An 18,231-nucleotide genomic window follows, 5' to 3' on the forward strand; every position below is an offset into this window, starting at 1 on the left:
TATGGTGTGCCCAAAAGAGCACCTGACTGGACTTTATCTTGACGATAACAGATAATCATGACAAAAGCTGTCATAGATAAAAAGGACGAAACCGATATGGCGAAAACACAAAGACTGCTGGAACTGTTAATGACGGTCAACCGGAAACGCAAATTTACCGTCGGCGAGCTGGCGCAAGAATTTGGCGTGTCGCAGCGAACGATTTTGCGAGATTTGCAGGAATTATCCGAGTGGGGCGTGCCGCTTTATTCCGAAGTAGGGCCGCACGGCGGCTACCGCGTCCTGAAAGAGCGGATTTTGCCGCCTATCGCCTTTTCCGAGGAAGAAGCCGTCGCCATCTTTTTTGCGATCCAATCGCTTCGCCATTACTCCGCTTTGCCTTTTGCAGCGGAAGCGGCGTCTGCCACGAGCAAGTTTTACGCTTACATGCCGCCAGATGTCCGCGAGCGGATCGACGAGATGAGGCACCGCGTTGATTTTGTCACACCGAAAAGGCAGGCAGATTCTCCGCACTTGTCGATTCTTTTGGATGCAGCCGTGAACCAAAAGGTGCTCGCGATCGCATACGAATCCCGGGAAAAACAAACCAATCGTCGCATTCAGCCAATCGGGATTTACACGCAAAATGGCCTGTGGTACTGTCCAGCCTATTGTTTTCAAACTGGCAGCTATCGCGTCTTTCGCTGCGACCGGATTCAAACGGCTGTCGAGTGTGCAGAGACAGAACCGCTTGATTTGTGGGATATTCATTTGGACAATCGGGAGTCCAGACTTGCGGGAGAAGAAAAGAACAGCATCGGGATCCGTGCGGAACTGACAAGGGTGGGAGTGCAAAAGTGCGAAGCGGAGCGTTGGTCTGCCTCGATGCTGACGATTCGCCCGGATGGAACAGGATCGCTTTCGGGCCAGATTGCAGAGAGCGACCGCGATTTTTTCGCCGCCTTTTTCATCGGCCTGGGGCGGGAAGCGACGGTTACTCATTCACCGGAGCTTTTGGCAAGCATGAGAAGCTATTTGGCGGAGCTTTCTGGCAAATATCCATAACGAGGGGAAGGGGGCGCAGAGATGACGGGCACAAATGCGGAAGACCGGGAAAGCGATTTGCCAAAAGAGCTGGCGAAGCCTGCGAAAAGAGCGCTTGCGAACGCAGGCTACCATCAGTTGAAACAGTTGACGGCAGTGAGCGAGGCAGATGTGCGCAAGCTGCACGGGATGGGGCCAAAAGCACTTGAACAGCTCAGACGTGCGCTCGCTGACAAAGGAATGTCGTTTAGCGAGACTCGTCCATGATGTCGGCGTTACGCCGGGAAAAGAATATGTACTAGCGCAAAAGCCGCTTGCCTGCCATTCTGGTCTGATGAGGGTGTCGGTGGCGGCCCGAGATTCCGGTTTCGTCTTTGGAAATCAGTCTGTTTCCTGTGGGCCGCCCTGTACGACTAGGAAGGAGCCTTCACTTTCTTGCTGCGCCCCTGCCAGACGCGGTAGAGAAGATAGGCAAGACCGAGAAAGCCAGCGTAACACAACAGCGTCCAGAACGAGCGCTGGGCATTATGAAACAGCTGGTCGCCCAAAAAGGCGAACACCAGCATGGTCGGGATTTTTCCGATGGCGGTAGCCAGCGCAAAGGACAAAATCGGGATGGCACTGATTCCCGCATATATATTGATCACCGGAGAGGGAATGATCGGGATGAGTCGGGCGAACAGCACGGCGATGAAGGCGTTTTGCTCAAATGCACGCGTAAACAGAGCCAACCGGGGAGATTTCGTCAAATAATCGCGCCCGGCTTTCTGGTAGCCGTAGCGTATGAACAGAAAAAACAGGAACGCCGAGCCGACAGAGCCTGTCCAGTTGATCAGCGTTCCCCAAAATGGCCCGAATTTGGCTCCCATCATGCCTGCGAAAATCCCAAACGGAATAACGGGAAACAAGCCGAGAAAAACGGCAGCCAAAAACATGAACGGCAACAGGTCGGGCGAATCGCTGGAGAGCCAGTTCAGCAAAACGTCTCTGTATACAAAGCCGATGGCAAAAATGAGCGCATACAGGAACAAGAGCAGCCACTTTTTCATGATGATCCCCTTTCCTCGCTCCCGTGCACTTGAAAGAAAGCGCATGGTAATCAACAACATTATAGCCAGCGACCCGATTTTTACACCTTGTCCGTGTGGAAGCATACGCATGGCCTGTGCCTGGATCGACAGCACACCCGAAAAATGGGCGGTCGTGGATGGAACGAATACCTAGTGTCCCCACATAAATGTAGAGTAGCTACATGCAGTGGCGGAGGTGATTGGTAATGAATGAGTTCAAAAAAGAGCTGAAGAAACTGAAAGCTTCTGAATTTAAGGCGGATCGAGTGACCCCCTGGGATAAAAACAGTGAGAAAGAAACGATGCTGGTGCGCGGCCGATGCGGTCATGGCCGATGTGGAGGCTGCGGCGGTTGCGGTCGATGTGGCGGTTGTGCAAGGTGCAACTGCTCTTGCAGTTGTTCGTGCAGCTGTTCATGCAGTTGCTTCGGTACGTGTTTCTTCCCGTGCTTTTTTCCGTGTACGTCGTGTGCGCGTTGCGTTTAGCCGGGGAATCTCATCCTGGCAGCGGCAACAACACAACCAAAGCTCCGGTTTGGCTTGCGCCAGGCTGGGGCTTTTTTAGCGTGCTCCCGGCATTATTTGCAATAGCATGTCGGACAAAGAGCCGCTCATACAATGACGGTGACACCTTCATGGCACATAAAGTGGCGAGCGCAGCCAAGCAAGGAGGAGGAGCATGGTCAAACTGAACCGAGCGATGCGTCTTGCAGTGAAGCGGGATACGTTCTTTTTGCCCAATCCCGATGGCAGCGTGTATTTTCGCAATAACGTCGGGACGTTTCGGATGGAAGGAGAAATGATCGATCAATGGGTTTCGCAGCTGGTGCCCATTTTCAACGGAGAGCACACGCTGGCGGAAATTACGGACGATTTGCCAGCGGAGTACCAGGCTCAGATTCATAAAATCGCCAGTCTTTTGCTGGAAAACGGGTTTGCCCAAGATGTCAGCCAGCATTTGCCGCATGAGCTTTCTCCCGCGGTGGTGGAGCAGTTTTCGGCACAAATTGCCTTTTTGGATCACCTGATTGGCTCGGGCGGTCATGCTTTCCAGACGTATCGGCAGCAAAAGCCGCTCGTTGCAGGGAGCGGGAGCTTTGTGCCCGCGCTGATCCATGCGCTGTGGGAATCGGGGTGCCCGCATGTTCATTACGCCGTCACGGACGCGAGCCTGGTCAACAAAGCTCGCCTGACCGAGCTGCATGCACATGTCCGGCAAAAAGATGACGAGGCCAAGCTGACAGAACTAACCGTGCGCGAGCAAAGCCGGGCCTGCTGGGAAAAGACGCTGGCGCCAGTTTCTGCGGTGCTGTACGGCTCAGATTCCGGGGATCGCAGCGAGATGGAGCTGGTGTATGCGCTTTGCCAGGAGCGGGGCATTGTGTTCATTCCTGTGTTTTTGCTTTTGCATAAGGGCATTGCAGGCCCGGTGATGCAGCCGTCTTCGCCCGTGTGCCTCGACTCGGTCGTACGCCGTTTCCATCGGGTCTTTTTGAGCGGGAATGCAGAAGATCATCCTTTTACAGCTACGTCAGCCGCTCTGTTGGCAAACGCGGCGGTCATGGAATGGTTCAAGCATGTGACTGGCGTGGTGAAGGCAGAGTCGGCGGGCAAGCTTTTTCTGCTCGATCTGGATACGCTCACGGGGAGCTGGCGAACGGCCATGCCGCATCCTCTCGTCAAAAGCAAACCGCGCTTTTTGCCTGTTGATGAACAGTCGTTTTTCGCAGAGACTACATCGCCAAAGGACGGCTTGCTTGCGGCTTTTCAGTCCTGGACCTCGCCTGACGTCGGCATTTTTCACACGTGGGAGGAAGGCGAGCTGATGCAACTTCCGCTCTCCCAGTGTCAGGTGCAGGCGGTCGATCCCGTTGCAGTTGGCCCCGCCGAGCTGTTGCCTGTCCGCATTTGCCCGGGGTATACGCATGAGGAAGCGCGCAAGGAAGCGGGATTGACAGGGACGGAGATGTACGTTTCGCGCCTGATGAGCGCATGCGGCATCCAGGCGGCTGGCATTCATCTGCACGATGATGCCCCCTCTATGCCGGACAGTGCGGGGGAGATCGGTTTTGCGATTGGCGCGGGAGAATCGGCGGCAGAAGCAGCGTGCCGGGCTTTGGAGCACTATTTGCAAGCTGTATTGGCAAAAGAAGTGCGGGAGCAGCCGCCAGCAGCCGCTCTCGTGCAGTGGACGGGGCAAGACGAGCCGTGTTTGTTTTACGCGCGTGCGCTGGCGCTCCAGAAGCAAGGGCATAAAATCGCCAAAGGAGCGAATTTGTGCGGATTTCCGGTGTACTGGGTAGGAACGGAGAACGGTTGGTACGGCAGCGTAGGCTTGCACGATACGCTCGCGTTGCGCAAGGCACTGCAAACGGCGCTGCAAAACAGCCAAGGAGTGCCGGATGAGCAGATCGCCTATGCGGTAAAGGCTCTGGAGGTTGCTCTGGATGAGCGCGAACAGCAAGTGGAACTTCCGCCTTTTCCGGAGAGCGAGGAAGCGCTTTGGCAGCAGGCGCGGGACGTCCTTGCCAAGGAACGGCTGGTGCCTGTGCTGCGCAATGCGGCTGTAGAGACGTTTTTGCAGGAAGATTTGTCAAGGGTGATCGCCCTTGCATTGCGAGCGGAGGAGGGGCATGAGCATGGAGATTATGATTGTGGGCGAAGGACTGCTGGCTGATCTCGTCTTCATGCAGCTTCCGAAACAATATCGCGTGATCCGGCAGCGTACCCTGAAACCGATCGACGAACAGATTGATTTGGCGCTTGTGCTGCAAGACGGATGGCGGCCGCATGAGCATACGGAAGCCGAAAAGCTTTTCCAGGCATCCGGGATTCCGTGGCTGAGGGCGTTCGTTTCGTTTGGCGAAGCCGTGATCGGGCCGCTCGTTCGTCCGGGCGTGCCTGGCTGTTCCCAGTGCGCGGACATGCGGCGGCTCATGGCTGGGCGCGATCGCAAAGAAATGTGGGAGTACCAGTTCCAGCTTACAGAGGAAGGCGGAACGGCAGTCGACATGTGGTCGTCGCGAACGGGATTATGGCAGGTGTGTCACTATGTAATTGACGAGGTACAGCGAATAGCCAGCCGCCAGCAAGCCCGTCTGCACGAACATATCCAGTTGCTCGACTTGCAGACGCTGGCAAGCTCCCGGCACTTTTTCCTGGCTGATCCGCTTTGCGGTCATTGCGGGTGTCTGCCGGATGACGCGCCAGAACTGGCCACATTTACTTGGCAGCCGAATCCCAAGCCTTCCCCGACAAGCTACCGCGTGAAGTCGCTGGACGATTGGAAGCAAGCGCTCCGCTCCGACTATGTAGATGCGAGAACAGGCTTTTTTAACGGGAAAATGCGCGACCTTGTCTCCGTCTTTTCCGATGTCAGCGTCAATTTGCCTTTGTTCCCCCATGACGAAGCGACGGCAGGCCGCTCCCATTCTTACGTCCATAGTGAAGGGACGGCGATTTTGGAAGGGCTGGAACGATATTGCGGACTGACGCCGCGCGGCAAAAAGACAGTCGTGTACGATTGTTACGCCAACCTGGGGGAGCAGGCGCTCAATCCGGTCACTGCCGGCGTCCATTCAAAAGAGCAGTATGCGCTGCCGGGATTTCCTTTTCAACCGTTTGATCCGAAACGGCCGTTAAACTGGGTTTGGGGCTATTCCTGCATCCGCGAGCGGCCCGTGCTCGTTCCCGAACGGATGGCTTACTACAGCCTTGGCTTCGGTGACGGCACCGTATTTGAGACGTCGAATGGCTGTGCGATCGGCGGCAGTCTGGAGGAAGCGATCTTTTACGGAATCATGGAAGTGGTGGAGCGCGATGCGTTTTTGCTGACGTGGTATGCGCAACTGCCGCTGCCGCGACTCGATCCGCACACATCTGGCGATACGGAGCTGGAACTGATGATCGCACGGCTCCAGTCTGTCACCGACTACGAGCTGTTTTTGTACAACGCGACGATGGAAAACGGGATTCCCAGCGTGTGGACGATCGCGAAAAATAAGAAACAGACAGGACTGCATCTCGTCTGCGCGGGTGGTGCGCACCCTGATCCGGTTCGCGCCGTCAAGGGCGCCCTTCACGAGACGGCTGCCATGCTGAATACGCTGCACGACAAATTTGAAGCGAATCGCGCCGCGTATTTGCGGATGTACCACGACTCGTCGCTGGTGAAAAAAATGGATGACCACGCCATGCTTTACGGCTTGCCAGAGGCGGCAGAGCGTCTCGACTTTTTGCTTGGGAACAACAGACCGATGCAGTCTTTTGCGGAAGCTTTTTCCTGGCAAGGCGGCCACACCGATTTGACAGACGACCTGAAGGACATTTTGCAAGTGTTTCGCAAGCTGGAGCTCGACGTCATTGTCATCGACCAGACGACACCGGAAGTGAGCCGCATCGGGTTGTCCTGCGTGCGCGTACTGATTCCGGGAATGCTGCCCATGACGTTCGGACAGCATCAGACGCGAGTGACCAATCTGAAACGCGTGCTGCACGTGCCTGTCACGCTAGGCTATGCCAAACAACCGCTTGCTTTGGATCAGTTGAACCCGCATCCTCACCCGTTTCCGTAAAAGCATGGCACAAAGGGAGGGCGAGTGATGAAGCTTGCGACGTTTTTGCACGACTTGCATTTTGCTACCGAAAAAGTCCGGCCGCCCGATCTGGAAGTGAATTGGGACGATGCGCCACTGCCATACAAGCTGTACAAAGGCTTGCCTGCCGTAACGCTGCCCGGGGAAGTCGCTTTGTCGCTCATAGGCGAACAGATCACAGAGGAGCCGTCGCTTGTCCAACTGGGCAGCATGCTTTATTACGCGTACGGATTGACAAAAGTCAGCCAGATGACTTTCGGGCAAGGGGCCCCGGAAGAAGAGAGCTTTTTCGTTCAGTCGTACCGCAGGGCGATTCCTTCCGGCGGAGCGCTGTACCCGAACGAGGTGTATTTGTATCTGAAGCTCTCGTATTTGAGGCAAGGGATTTATCATTACGATGTGGCGCATCATCGCCTCGTTCTGTTGCGCGAGGGAGACTTCGCTGATTATGTAACCAGCTCGCTCGGCCAGCGCTTTGCGCTACGCGACTGCTTTGGAGTTGTTTTCGTGTCCACTTACTTTTGGAAAAATGCTTTTAAATACGATCTTTTCTCGTACCGTTTGCAAGGGTTGGATACGGGTGTGCTGCTCGGGCAATGGCTGGCTTTGGCCGATAAGTATGGCATTCAGGCCAGTGTCCACTACTTGTTTCTGGATCGGGCTGTCAACGGGCTGCTCGGCTTGGACGGGAACGAAGAAAGCGTGTATGCAATCCTGCCGCTTGGGCTGGCATTGAATCCGCAGCAGACAGGCGAGACAACGGCAGACTCGGCATTAACATTGACTGAGAGCAGCGCGGATGCGCAAGAGTCTGTCTCGGCGGAACAGCTCGTGCAATCGCTACAGCCGTTGAGCCACCGCCATCAGATCGGTTCGAACGCGCGAAAAGACTACCCTTTGCTACGCCAGATGCACCAGGCTGCGCTGTATGAGTCAACGGACTGTTTTGTCAGGGAGACTGTGTCTGAAAGACCGTTTGGTGCGGAAAAAGACGGCGGAAAACTGCGGGGAAAGCCCGGAGAGACAGAAGCGGCAAAAGACAGGCTGCCAGCGCTGGATTTCGCGGAATTTTGCCGCAGCCGAATTTCGCCGGAGCTGGATTTTGTCGCGGGCAAGCTGACGCGAGAAGAGTTGGAAACGCTTGTGCGGCGTGCGTATACAGCCTTGCACTACCAGCATGACCTGGGACACGAGAACAACGGATGTTTGGCGTATTGCGTCTGTCTTCACCAGGTGGACGAAATGGAGGACGGGGCGTACTTTTGCGATCCCGCAAGCGGCTTGTTGACACAGCGGCGGCACGGCGACCAGCGGGCAGAACTGCAAGCCGGAATGACCCTCGACAATGTCAGTCTGTACCAGGTGCCGCTTTGCTTTCATATCGCAGGGGAAAGCAACCATCTGCTGGAGCGCTGGGGGTATCGCGGCTATCGCATTCAGCAGATGCAGGCGGGGATCGCCTTGCACGCGCTATTGCTCGCTGCCTTTTCCTGCGGATTGGGCGGACATCCGTTGCTTGGGTACGATGTGGCGAGCAGCGACGAGATTTACGGCTTGCCGCAGGAAAGCAAGACGTGTCTCATCCAAGTGCCTGTCGGCTTTTACCGCCAGCGGGCGCGGTTGCAGGGGAGCTTGCATGGCTAGAAAAGGAGAAGTCAAAAAAACAGGATCACTCCCGTGACGTGTATGTTCGCAGCGGGGGCATCCTGTTTTTTTGTGTACAGCTAGTTGCAGAGTGCTGGCGTCAAAGTGTGGTTATCCCGAATGGTTCTCCGTTTTTTGCGCGGCAGCCGGAGCGGTTGCGCCTCTTTTTTGGAACATTTTCTCCAGAGGAACCACTTTGCACAGCAAATTGTGGATATGCTTGGACTCTTTGGTCAATACGGGGCCAAGAATCGCCAGAATGAGTACGTAAAGCGCCGTAAATGGCTGCAAAATTTCCAACAGTCCGCCTGCCTTGCCCATATTTGCAATGAGAATGGAAAATTCCCCGCGTGCGGTAATCGTCAACCCGATATTCGAGGAGGCGCGTGCCGACAAGCCTGCGCTGCGGCCAGCCAAAAGCCCTGCCGTGTAGTTCCCGATCAGGGTAATGGCGACGGCTGCCAGGGAAAGCCAGACCGCTCCGCCAAGCTGAAGCGGATCAATGGATAAGCCGAAGCTGAAAAAGAACATGGCGCCAAAAAAGTCGCGGAAGGGGAGAATCATGTGCTCAATTCTCTTCATATGGACCGTTTCTGCAAGGACCAGACCGACGAGCAAGGCTCCAATCGCCTCGGCTACGTGGATGGTTTCCGAGAAGCCGGCTACGAGGAACAGACCTGCAAAGACCGTCAACATGAAAAGTTCATTCGATTTGATATTGAGCCCGCGATTGAGCAACGGAACCAGCTTGCGCCCGACAATGATGAACAGAAGCATATAGCCGAGTGCAATCAGCGCAGAGGTGAGCACGCCAACGACAGAAGTTGCACCGCTGAGCACGAGACCGGACATGATCGACAAGTAAACAGCGAGGAACAAATCGTCAAACATGATCATTCCGAGAATCATTTCCGTCTCCGGATTGGCGGTCCGTTTGAGATCGACCAGCACTTTTGCCACGATAGCGGTAGAGGAGATGGTCGTAATTCCGGCAATGATGAGAATTTCTTTGAACGGAACCCCGGCAAAGTAGCCGAAGAGCAGACCAAGCGTAAAGTTGATGCCTATATAGATAGTGCCGCCGATCGCAATAGAGCGTCCTGCCTTGATCAGACGGCCAACCGAAAATTCAAGCCCGACGTAAAACAAGAGGAACAAAACACCCATCCGACCCATGAAGTCAATGAGCGGTTCGCTTTCAATAAATCGAAAATCGATCAAGCCGATCGAGGCGGCGTGCGGCCCTACGGCCATGCCGATGAGGATGTAGAACGGTACGATGGAAAAGCGGAGTTTTTGCGAGATAAACCCGGCAATTGCGATTAAACCGATAGCCAGACCAATTTCAAAGACGATGTGTTCCAAATCAAGCCCCCCCTGTTATGAGTGTAGATTTTAACACTTTCACCTGCCCTCTCTCGCCTGCCACAACTAACGTAACGCCTGCCGTCAGGACGCATTCCGGTCCCGGACTCACTTTTTGCTTTTGGTTTTTCTCGATAATGGCGATGATCGTAGCACCTGTTCGCTGGCGAATGTCCAGTTCCCCAATGGATTTTCCGATGCACGCGGCCCCCGGCTCGATTTTGTACCATTCAATCACGAGCTGATCGAGAGCCATCTCAATCGTTTCCAGCGCTTTTGGCTTGTAGGTCATCCCGCCAATAATTCCGGCCAGCTGGCGCGATTCCTGATCATCCAGAGTGACCATGGAGATGCTTTCATCCCAGTCGTCTTTGTCAAAATGGTAAATCTCCCTTTGCCCGTCGTCGTGGAGGATAATAATCAGCTTGTCGCCGTTTCTTGTCTCCACCTGGTATTTGCGCCCGATTCCCGGCAAATCCGATTCCCTGATATTCAACATTGTGTACGCCTCCTAAAAGTGGAATCCACTAATTTCGACAAATAAATAATTGTTTGCTAATATAATCATATACTTAAATGATGCGAAAAGTCTACATTTCGAAACAGTTTGCAAAAAATATGACACATTTCATTTGAGGTCTGATTCAGGCGGACAAACTTTTGCTTCCTTCGGTTCGCTTTCCATTTGAACTGGAAGGAAATCGTCTCTATACTTGAAGAAAAAGCTTCGGATGAGATAAAAGAGGGGTAGCATGCAAAACTGGCTGACGCATTTTATTGAACAATACAGCTATCTGGGCATTTTCCTGATGATGGCGCTGGAAAACGTGTTTCCGCCGATCCCGTCAGAAGTCATTTTGACGTTCGGCGGCTTTATGACGACGCGCACGACCTTGACGGTGCCTGGTGTCATTTTGGCGGCGACATTGGGCTCGGTGCTGGGGGCGGTCCTGCTGTACGCAATTGGCCGCTATCTGGATGTGAGCAAAATCGAAAAGGTCGTGGAGCGGTACGGGCACTTGCTGCGGATCAAAAAGACAGACATCCAGAAAGCGGACGCCTGGTTTGACAAATACGGCTACTGGACGATCCTGTTCTGCCGGATGATTCCGCTCGTGCGCAGCCTCATTTCCATCCCGGCTGGCATGACCGGGATGGGCTTGCCGTTGTTTTTGCTGTTTACGACGATCGGGACGTTGCTGTGGAATATTGCCCTGGTGCTGGTGGGGGCGCTGCTTGGCGAGTCGTGGGAGCAGGTTTTGCACGTGATGGATGTGTATTCGAAGTTTGTGTACATAGGGATTGGTGTAGTAGGGGTGGGTTTTTTGGTGGTGTTTGTGCGGAAGCGTCGGGGTGGAGGGTGAGTGGTTGGGTTTGGGGAGTTGTTTGGTTGTTGGTTAAGAGCCACTTTTCTTGTTGTTGCGGGAGAATCGATTTTGGGGGGATGTAACATGAATAGTTGGATTCCTATGACGAGTGATCAGTATCGTCTGGCTTGGGATAAAATGTACGAGGATTTCAAATTCAAACCAAGTATCCATAGCAGTGATTGGCCTTCCTTTCGGTTACCGTCCCCTTTCGTTACTTATGATGTTACTGAATATACGGATGCAGATATCGATGATCTTGAGGAAAAGTGCATTAGCTGTCTAAGAGCGATCACTGTGCCGGAAGAATATATCTACGCACTGGATTGGCAGCACCAATGCTACCTCTATTATCCGCATCGGGAGCGCGGCGATGTCGGGGCAAGGATAGGGTTTTACCCAGATGGGGACTATTGTTTCTTTTTGCATAAAGATTTTAAGTGGGGATATTTAGGGCACCCTTGGGAACATTCCATTAGTTTGTTTGGAGAGACGCTCATTCATCAGTTTGAAGCTGATCGACCAACTATATTTGGGTAGCTAGTGCGCAGCAAGTCTTACGATACCTCTTGATCATCTGATCAGGAGGTTTTGTCGTTTTATATCAGTCGAATGATGTAGGTATTTGGAAATATTCAACGAATAGTACAAGAGATACAGAAACGACTCCTTGGAGGGATCAGAATGGATCAAAGAGATTCTGAAAAAATAATTCGATTAGCGCGAGAAGGTAAACAAATCTCGAAAATTTGGGAAGAGGATTTTCCAAACTATGATTACTGGGAGATTTACGTAGAAGTTCACGCGGCTGGCGAACGTAGCTCTCTTGGAATCAAGCGAATGATAACTGGCAGATTAAATAAACTGCAGACAGCCAAGAAAATGAAGTTTTATGCCGATTTCTTCTTTATGGAAGATACTCGCTTCATTAAAAACGGTTTTATCGCTTCCTGTAACGTCTAAGACCAATTTTTTGCAAGACGCATGCTACCTAGTACCTCCAGAAAGTCCACTCGGCAAAAATCCGCCAAAACCAGCAGGAACAAACCCGCCCAAGAAGAAATAAAACATAGTGCTATCAGAATTTAAACACAACTTATGAAAGCGCATACATCACATCCATTCCCTCTCCACCCAAAAAAGGAGGCCATCACAGATGAATCCCCACCAACACGAAAGCAACGAACAAGACAAGACCTCGCTGGAAAAGGAAATCCATACCGATTTTCAAAAAGAAATGACGTACGGCGACTATTTGCATCTGGACAAGATTTTGGCGAGTCAGGAGCGGCTCTCCACTCATCATGACGAGATGCTGTTCATCATCATTCACCAGGTAAGCGAGCTGTGGATGAAGCAAATTTTGCATGAATTGGGCGCTGCCATGGACTGTATTTCGAAGCACGAGCTGGAGCCTGCCTTCAAGATGTTTTCCCGGGTGTCGCGGATTCAGCAGCAGCTGATTAAATCGTGGGACGTGCTCTCGACGCTCACGCCTGCGGATTACTTGCAGTTCCGCGACAAGTTGGGGCATTCGTCCGGGTTTCAATCGTTTCAAAACAGGCTGATCGAATTTACGCTTGGCTACAAAAACGGCCATGTGCTGGCTGTGTACGAGCATCAGCCTGAGCTTCATGCCAAGCTGGACGCGGTTTTGCATGCTCCCAGCATTTACGATGCGGCGATCAAGGAGATGGCGGCGCGGGGCTTGCCGATTGACGCCGAGTGCCTGGAACGCGACTGGTCGCAGCCGTACCAGCCGAATCATAGTGTCGAGCAAGCATGGCTGACCGTGTACCGCAATGTGAATCAATATTGGGATTTGTACGAGCTGGCGGAAAAGCTTGTCGATATCGCCAGCCAACAGCAACAGTGGCGCTTCAACCATATGACGACCGTGGAGCGGATTATTGGACAAAAGCAAGGTACAGGCGGTTCTTCCGGCGTCGGCTATTTGCGCAGAGCGCTGGACCATCGTTTCTTCCCTGAGCTGTGGAGCTTGCGCACGCAGCTGTAGAACAAACCAGGAGAGAACTGTAAAAGGCTACACCATACAGGCGTGCGGACAGATGTGTTCGATCACGCTTGTTTCTATTGAAACGGCTCTTTTCAATATCATCGATACCTTCCCGGACGACGAACAGGTAGAAAGCAGGCGCACCATGCTACAGCATCTGGACTCCACCCAGCTTGCGTTGCAGCAAAAGATCATGTTTGGCGGCCAGGATGGCATTCCGCAAGTGTTCGGCTACAGCGAAGGCTACAGGCTGGTGCAGACGTTTTTACATGATCATCCCGACTTGACAGTAGAGCAATGGACCGCGACCTCACCGGAAGAGCTGCTCCGCGAAGTGCAAACATCCCACCCCAAATTACCGCGCAACAGGACTCCAAGCGCAAATTTTCACATATTCTTCCTAATATTGGGCACAAATACCCTTCATTTACCAAGATCATTTTGCTTATTATTTTTTAGATGAGCCATTTTTTGGACTGTAAGCAGTCGCAGTCCCATTTTCAGAAGAACGTCGAGAAATGATTGCACGACAAAAAGCGGAAACGGAGTGGGCATTTGGATGGAAACGATGAAGCCGCCTATGGAAGTCTTGTACGCAGCGCAGCTTAATGCGTTGCGGGCCAACGATACGGGAGCAAAGCCGCCAAACTGGCAAATGTCGCCACGAGCGGTCCGCGACTTTATCTTGGGTGCTGACAAACCGCTTCCCTACGAGGGAGAGGCAATCGAGATCACGAAGAAGTTTTACGGCGACGATGCCCTGATCGAAAGAGCGATTGTGACACTTGCTGGAAACCGCGGCCTGATGCTGGTCGGCGAACCGGGAACAGCCAAGACCATGCTGAGCGAACTGCTGTCTGCTGCCATTAGCGGCACGAGCACCAACACGATTCAAGGTACGGCAGGCACGACCGAAGACATGATCAAATACTCGTGGAACTACGCCATGCTGCTGGACAAAGGTCCTTCTTTGCAAGCTTTGGTTCCATCGCCTTTGTACACGGGGATGAACAAAGGCATTATTACCCGGTTTGAGGAAATCACTCGCTGCCCTTTTGAAGTGCAAGACGTGTTGATCAGTATTTTGAGCGACAAAGTCATGAACATTCCCGAGCTTGCGGACGGCATTTTGTTTGCCAAGCCCGGATTCAATATTATTGCTACCGCCAACCTGAGAGACAAGGGCGTCAACGAGATGAGCAGCGCCCTCAAGCGTCGGTTCAACTTCGAGACGATTGCGCCGATCAATCACGTGAAAATGGAAGCGCAAATTATCGAATCGCAGGCGAAAATGATCTTGCAGCGCAGCGGCGTGGATATCGAGATCGACCGCGATGTTGTGGAAATTTTGGCGACGACTTTCATGGAACTGCGCACAGGGCAGACGAAGGAAGGCTACAAAATCGACTCGCCACAATCGGTGATGAGCACGGCTGAAGCTGTATCGGTGTACGTGCAAAGCGCGATGACCGCTCATTACTACGAAGGCAAGCCGATGACGATGGAGCGACTCGTGCAAAATTTGCAGGGAGCTGTCGTCAAGGAGAACCAGAAGGATGCTGGCGTGCTGAAAACGTACTTCACGAAGGTGGTCAAAGAACGGGCAAAGGAAGAGGGCCTATGGGGAGCGTACTACAACGAGAAGAAATGGATCAAATAAACAGGCTGGTCGAGCAGGAAGTATACGATCTGGCGAAGCAGGTCGTCTATTTTCCGATCAGACACCACAGTCCTGCTTGCGCCTTTCATCTGCAAAAGACGATTGCGGAATACGAGCCGCAGATCATCTTGATCGAAGGGCCGGACAACAGCAACCATCTCATCCCGATATTGACGGCTGAGCAGACGAAACCGCCCGTGAGCATCTACTACGCCTACGCTTCGGGCGAGAAAAAATACGTCTGCTATTTCCCGTTTCTCACCTATTCACCGGAGTATGTGGCCCTCGTCGAGGCAAAGCGCAGGGAGATTCCCGCCGCTTTCATCGATCTTGGCTACGGCAGCCGGCTGGAGAGCATGGAAGACGGACACGATCTGAAAAAGCAGAACCAGAAGCTCTCCTACCACGATGAGCGGATGCTGGCCGGGTCGCAATTTATTGCCCGGCTGTGCGAAACGATGAGATGCCGCAACTTCGACGAACTGTGGGAACGGGTTTTCGAGGTCGAAGGCATTCGCAAGCCGACGCGAGAGTTTGTCAAAGACGTGTTCGCCTACTGCTATTTGTCGCGAAAATGTTACGACGACGCCACGCTCGAAGCAGAGGGAGACTTGATCCGCGAAGCGCATATGCGCCAAAAAATTGCAGAAGCCAAAGAGAAATATCAAAAAATTCTCGTGGTGACGGGCGGGTTTCATACATACGGGCTTTTGGAGAGCCGAAAGACGGCTTACAAGATTCAAAAAGTCAAAGACGAAAAAATATATCCGATGGTGTACACCTACCAGGAAGCCGACCAGTTGAATGGCTACGCCAGCGGCATGCCGTACGTCCACTATTACGAGACAGTATGGAATGCCATGGGGAAAAAGGAGCAGACGCCTTTTTCAAAAAGCGCGCTGTCGTACTTGGCGCAACTCGTGAAGCGGCTTCGCGAAAAGGGCGAGATCGTCTCGACGGCAGATGCGATTGAGGCGTACAGCCTGATCAGCGGACTTGCCGTGATGCGCGAAAAGTCGGAGGGCGGGGCGTATGAGCTGCAAGACTCCGTGCTGTCTGCCTTTACAAAAGGCGAGCGTTCCATCGCCACCGCGAAGCCGATCGAGACACTGCGCGAGCTGATGACAGGCGAAGGCATCGGCGAAGTGGCGCCCAACGACCTCGACGTCCCGATTGTCCGCGATTTTAAGGAAACGTGCAAAGCGTTCAAACTGACGATTACGACAACGGGGCGCAACCAAAAAGTGTTGGAACTGTACGCCAAGCGATCGCACAGGGAAGCGAGCCGTTTTTTGCACTGTGTCCACTTTTTGGGCACGGAGTTTTGCACGAAGGAAGCCGGGCCGGACTGGCTGAACGACAAGTACGTCAATCTCGTGCGCGAGACGTGGCGCTACAGCTATTCTTCCTACGTGGAGGCGCGGTTGATCGAGGCTTCTGTCTACGGCGGAACCGTGAAAGAAGCGGCGGCGCAAAAGCTGGAAGAAATGATGAAGGAGCTGCCGCAGCACCAAAGCCACATGCTGGCGAAATGGCTGCTCATGGCGGTTGTCATGGGACTGGAGAAGCTTGGCGAGCGGTTGTTTGCAGCTGTCGTGTCGGCAGTCAGGGAAGACGGACACTTTTTGTCCTTGTGCAAAACGTTGAAAACACTGTCGATTTTGCACGAGCAAAGGCGCTTGTTCGGATTGACAGACACGGCACGGCTGGAGTCACTTGTCGATGAGGTGTACTACCAGGCTGTGGCGAAAATTTCCGAGCTGAGCAGTCCCAACCCTGACGAATGCCCGGAAATCGCCGAGCAGTTCAAATTTTTGTACATGGTCAGCGAGCAAAAACAGGCGGAAGCTTCCCGTGACATTTTTCTCGACCAACTGGAGACGCTGCTTGCGGTTCCGACGTTGCCAGCGATGCTGGAAGGGGCCGCCGCCGCGATTTTGTGCAATCTTGGTGCCTTGGAGCGCGGGGAGATCAGCGTCAGGGCACGGGCTTACATGTTCGGCACACCGGAAAAGATGCAGCACACCGCCGCCTACTTGCACGGTGTTTTCCTCGTCGGCCGGGATTATTTGTTTGACGATGACAGCATCTTGTCCGATTTGAACCAGATGATTATCAGGCTCGACTACGACAGTTTTTTGCAGCTTGTGCCGCAGCTTCGGCTGGCTTTCGCGTTTTTCGGACCAATGGAAATCAGCATGCTGGCGGAAAAAGTCGGGGCGTTGTTCGAGACGACAGCCGAAGAAATGACGGCTCCAGCCGTTGCCGAGCCGGTTTTGCAGCGGGCGCGGTTGCTTGACGACAGGATCAGGGGGGAGTTTGCCAGATGGAACCTCATTTGAAGCGGGAAGCCATGAACCGCTGGCGGCTTCTGTTAGGCGCGCAGGCAGAAGATGCGCTGGAAGAGTGCGGTGACTACAGCCGCTCCGATTTTGCCTACCGCGAGCTGGATTCGATCCTCGATTTCCTGTACGGCCGGGAGCACGGCGAAGAGCAAGGCTACCGCAAAGAAGGCGGCCGGGAAGGCTCCACGCTGACGGTGCCGACCTGGCTACAAAAAATCCGCAAGCTGTTCCCGAAAGAAACGGTGGAAATTTTGGAAAAGCAGGCGCTGGAGCGCTACAACATGACCGAGCTGCTTACAGACAAAAAAGTGCTGGAAAGCCTTGAGCCAAACATGACCCTGCTGAAAAACATCCTCCAGTTCAAGGGCAGGATGAAGGGCGAAGTCGTCAGAAGCGCCAAGGAAATCGTCCGCAAAGTCGTCGAGGAGCTGCGCCGCCAACTGGAAGCGGAAATCCAGACGAGCATCGTGGGCAAGCGCAACCGTTTCCGGCGCGGCTACACGAAAACGATGCGCAATCTGGACGTCCACAAAACGATTCGCAAAAACTTGAAAAACTACGACCGGGCCAACAAGCGCTTTGTGATCGACGAGCTGTATTTTCACAGCAACATCCAGCACCACAACAAATGGAACATCGTGATCGTCGTCGACGAGAGCGGCAGCATGATGGACTCGGTCATTTACAGCGCCGTGATGGCGAGCATTTTTTACAAGCTGGCGGCGCTGAAAACGAACCTGGTCATTTTCGACACCAAGGTCGTCGATTTGAGCGACAGGCTGGATGACCCGGTCGATGTGCTGATGAGCGTGCAACTGGGCGGGGGGACCCACATTGCGCAGGCGCTCCGCTACGGCAAGTCGCTTTTGGAGAATCCGTCCAAGACGATCTTCATTTTGGTCAGCGACCTGGAGGAAGGGTATCCGATCAAAGAGATGTACCGCCAAAGCAAAGAGATCATCGACTCAGGTTGCAAGTTTCTCGTGCTGACCGCGCTTGATTTCAACGGAAACGCTACATACAACAAGCATGCTGCCCGCGTGCTTGCGGACATGGGCGCGCACGTCGCTGCGCTAACGCCTGACCAGCTATCGCAATGGATTGGCAAGATCATCAAATAAACGGGGAAGACAAGGGAGGAAGCCA

At 53.5% G+C, this 18,231-nt stretch carries 17 protein-coding genes; 14 read left to right on the forward strand and 3 right to left on the reverse strand.

Annotated features, from left to right (window positions below; genetic code table 11):
- The first annotated feature begins 96 nt into the window (after positions 1-96).
- Together HP435_RS13940 and HP435_RS13945 are read left to right on the forward strand one after the other, a co-directional pair.
- Positions 97-1,044, forward strand: a complete 948-nt coding sequence (locus HP435_RS13940) for a helix-turn-helix transcriptional regulator (protein ID WP_173598753.1) — start codon at positions 97-99, stop codon at positions 1,042-1,044.
- Positions 1,045-1,065: 21 nt separating this feature from the next.
- The gene (locus HP435_RS13945; RefSeq protein ID WP_173595924.1) at positions 1,066-1,290 is read left to right on the forward strand and encodes a helix-hairpin-helix domain-containing protein; all 225 of its coding nucleotides are present in this window, start codon (positions 1,066-1,068) and stop codon (positions 1,288-1,290) included.
- A 146-nt stretch (positions 1,291-1,436) separates the two neighbouring features.
- Here HP435_RS13945 and HP435_RS13950 read toward each other — a convergent pair whose 3' ends face one another.
- On the reverse strand, positions 1,437-2,072 hold the full coding sequence (locus tag HP435_RS13950) for a TVP38/TMEM64 family protein (protein WP_167470248.1): 636 nt from the start codon (positions 2,070-2,072) through the stop codon (positions 1,437-1,439).
- 227 nt (positions 2,073-2,299) lie between these two features.
- Here HP435_RS13950 and HP435_RS13955 point away from each other — a divergent pair, with 227 nt between their 5' ends.
- The 4 genes from HP435_RS13955 (at position 2,300) to HP435_RS13970 (ending at position 8,331) form a co-directional block, all read left to right on the forward strand.
- Complete coding sequence (locus HP435_RS13955) at positions 2,300-2,578, forward strand: heterocycloanthracin/sonorensin family bacteriocin (RefSeq protein WP_122963360.1); 279 nt, start codon at positions 2,300-2,302, stop codon at positions 2,576-2,578.
- 193 nt (positions 2,579-2,771) lie between these two features.
- Entirely contained in the window at positions 2,772-4,769 is a 1,998-nt protein-coding gene (locus HP435_RS13960) for a putative thiazole-containing bacteriocin maturation protein (RefSeq protein ID WP_173598754.1), read from the forward strand.
- The gene (locus tag HP435_RS13965; protein WP_173598755.1) at positions 4,726-6,666 is read left to right on the forward strand and encodes a TOMM precursor leader peptide-binding protein; all 1,941 of its coding nucleotides are present in this window, start codon (positions 4,726-4,728) and stop codon (positions 6,664-6,666) included. The genes HP435_RS13960 and HP435_RS13965 overlap by 44 nt, the downstream gene beginning before the upstream one ends.
- Before the next feature lie 27 nt (positions 6,667-6,693).
- A complete protein-coding gene (locus HP435_RS13970) occupies positions 6,694-8,331 on the forward strand; it encodes a SagB family peptide dehydrogenase (protein WP_173598756.1) in 1,638 nt (545 codons plus the stop codon).
- 111 nt (positions 8,332-8,442) lie between these two features.
- On the opposite strand, the gene HP435_RS13975 is transcribed toward HP435_RS13970, so the two are convergent.
- Both HP435_RS13975 and HP435_RS13980 read right to left on the reverse strand, forming a co-directional pair.
- On the reverse strand, positions 8,443-9,696 hold the full coding sequence (locus HP435_RS13975) for a cation:proton antiporter (RefSeq protein WP_122963356.1): 1,254 nt from the start codon (positions 9,694-9,696) through the stop codon (positions 8,443-8,445).
- Between the two features lies 1 nt (position 9,697).
- Positions 9,698-10,195, reverse strand: a complete 498-nt coding sequence (locus HP435_RS13980) for a cation:proton antiporter regulatory subunit (RefSeq protein ID WP_122963355.1) — start codon at positions 10,193-10,195, stop codon at positions 9,698-9,700.
- Between the two features lie 253 nt (positions 10,196-10,448).
- Between HP435_RS13980 and HP435_RS13985 the strand changes: the two genes are divergently transcribed.
- The 8 genes from HP435_RS13985 to HP435_RS14020 all read left to right on the forward strand — a co-directional run bounded on the left by HP435_RS13985 (position 10,449) and on the right by HP435_RS14020 (position 18,206).
- Entirely contained in the window at positions 10,449-11,060 is a 612-nt protein-coding gene (locus tag HP435_RS13985) for a DedA family protein (protein ID WP_173598757.1), read from the forward strand.
- Between the two features lie 87 nt (positions 11,061-11,147).
- Positions 11,148-11,603, forward strand: a complete 456-nt coding sequence (locus tag HP435_RS13990) for a DUF2716 domain-containing protein (RefSeq protein ID WP_173598758.1) — start codon at positions 11,148-11,150, stop codon at positions 11,601-11,603.
- Positions 11,604-11,747: 144 nt separating this feature from the next.
- Positions 11,748-12,026, forward strand: coding sequence for a hypothetical protein (locus tag HP435_RS13995; RefSeq protein ID WP_229049908.1), 279 nt, complete (start codon positions 11,748-11,750; stop codon positions 12,024-12,026).
- A gap of 193 nt (positions 12,027-12,219) precedes the next feature.
- Entirely contained in the window at positions 12,220-13,080 is an 861-nt protein-coding gene (gene kynA / locus HP435_RS14000; RefSeq protein WP_122963353.1) for a tryptophan 2,3-dioxygenase, read from the forward strand.
- 52 nt (positions 13,081-13,132) lie between these two features.
- Positions 13,133-13,543 (forward strand): DUF2268 domain-containing putative Zn-dependent protease, encoded by a 411-nt coding sequence (locus HP435_RS14005; RefSeq protein WP_173598759.1) that lies wholly within the window; start codon positions 13,133-13,135, stop codon positions 13,541-13,543.
- A gap of 96 nt (positions 13,544-13,639) precedes the next feature.
- The gene (locus HP435_RS14010) at positions 13,640-14,740 is read left to right on the forward strand and encodes an ATP-binding protein (RefSeq protein WP_173595930.1); all 1,101 of its coding nucleotides are present in this window, start codon (positions 13,640-13,642) and stop codon (positions 14,738-14,740) included.
- On the forward strand, positions 14,701-17,082 hold the full coding sequence (locus HP435_RS14015) for a DUF5682 family protein (protein WP_173598760.1): 2,382 nt from the start codon (positions 14,701-14,703) through the stop codon (positions 17,080-17,082). Before HP435_RS14010 ends, HP435_RS14015 begins: the two co-directional genes overlap by 40 nt.
- Positions 17,067-18,206 (forward strand): VWA domain-containing protein, encoded by a 1,140-nt coding sequence (locus HP435_RS14020; protein WP_122963349.1) that lies wholly within the window; start codon positions 17,067-17,069, stop codon positions 18,204-18,206. Before HP435_RS14015 ends, HP435_RS14020 begins: the two co-directional genes overlap by 16 nt.
- Positions 18,207-18,231: the final 25 nt, after the last annotated feature.

The organism is Brevibacillus sp. HD3.3A (genome assembly GCF_013284375.2).
Taxonomy (GTDB): Bacteria; Bacillota; Bacilli; order Brevibacillales; family Brevibacillaceae; genus Brevibacillus; species Brevibacillus parabrevis.

What these genes read in the sequence shown, in the direction of transcription:
- HP435_RS13940 (WP_173598753.1), top strand. Translation starts at nt 97, where the DNA reads ATGGCGAAAACACAAAGACTGCTGGAACTGTTAATGACGGTCAACCGG.
- HP435_RS13945 (WP_173595924.1), top strand. Translation starts at nt 1,066, where the DNA reads ATGACGGGCACAAATGCGGAAGACCGGGAAAGCGATTTGCCAAAAGAG.
- HP435_RS13950 (WP_167470248.1), bottom strand. Translation starts at nt 2,072, where the DNA reads ATGAAAAAGTGGCTGCTCTTGTTCCTGTATGCGCTCATTTTTGCCATC.
- HP435_RS13955 (WP_122963360.1), top strand. Translation starts at nt 2,300, where the DNA reads ATGAATGAGTTCAAAAAAGAGCTGAAGAAACTGAAAGCTTCTGAATTT.
- HP435_RS13960 (WP_173598754.1), top strand. Translation starts at nt 2,772, where the DNA reads ATGGTCAAACTGAACCGAGCGATGCGTCTTGCAGTGAAGCGGGATACG.
- HP435_RS13965 (WP_173598755.1), top strand. Translation starts at nt 4,726, where the DNA reads ATGAGCATGGAGATTATGATTGTGGGCGAAGGACTGCTGGCTGATCTC.
- HP435_RS13970 (WP_173598756.1), top strand. Translation starts at nt 6,694, where the DNA reads ATGAAGCTTGCGACGTTTTTGCACGACTTGCATTTTGCTACCGAAAAA.
- HP435_RS13980 (WP_122963355.1), bottom strand. Translation starts at nt 10,195, where the DNA reads ATGTTGAATATCAGGGAATCGGATTTGCCGGGAATCGGGCGCAAATAC.
- HP435_RS13985 (WP_173598757.1), top strand. Translation starts at nt 10,449, where the DNA reads ATGCAAAACTGGCTGACGCATTTTATTGAACAATACAGCTATCTGGGC.
- HP435_RS13990 (WP_173598758.1), top strand. Translation starts at nt 11,148, where the DNA reads ATGAATAGTTGGATTCCTATGACGAGTGATCAGTATCGTCTGGCTTGG.
- HP435_RS13995 (WP_229049908.1), top strand. Translation starts at nt 11,748, where the DNA reads ATGGATCAAAGAGATTCTGAAAAAATAATTCGATTAGCGCGAGAAGGT.
- kynA (WP_122963353.1), top strand. Translation starts at nt 12,220, where the DNA reads ATGAATCCCCACCAACACGAAAGCAACGAACAAGACAAGACCTCGCTG.
- HP435_RS14005 (WP_173598759.1), top strand. Translation starts at nt 13,133, where the DNA reads ATGTGTTCGATCACGCTTGTTTCTATTGAAACGGCTCTTTTCAATATC.
- HP435_RS14010 (WP_173595930.1), top strand. Translation starts at nt 13,640, where the DNA reads ATGGAAACGATGAAGCCGCCTATGGAAGTCTTGTACGCAGCGCAGCTT.
- HP435_RS14015 (WP_173598760.1), top strand. Translation starts at nt 14,701, where the DNA reads ATGGGGAGCGTACTACAACGAGAAGAAATGGATCAAATAAACAGGCTG.
- HP435_RS14020 (WP_122963349.1), top strand. Translation starts at nt 17,067, where the DNA reads ATGGAACCTCATTTGAAGCGGGAAGCCATGAACCGCTGGCGGCTTCTG.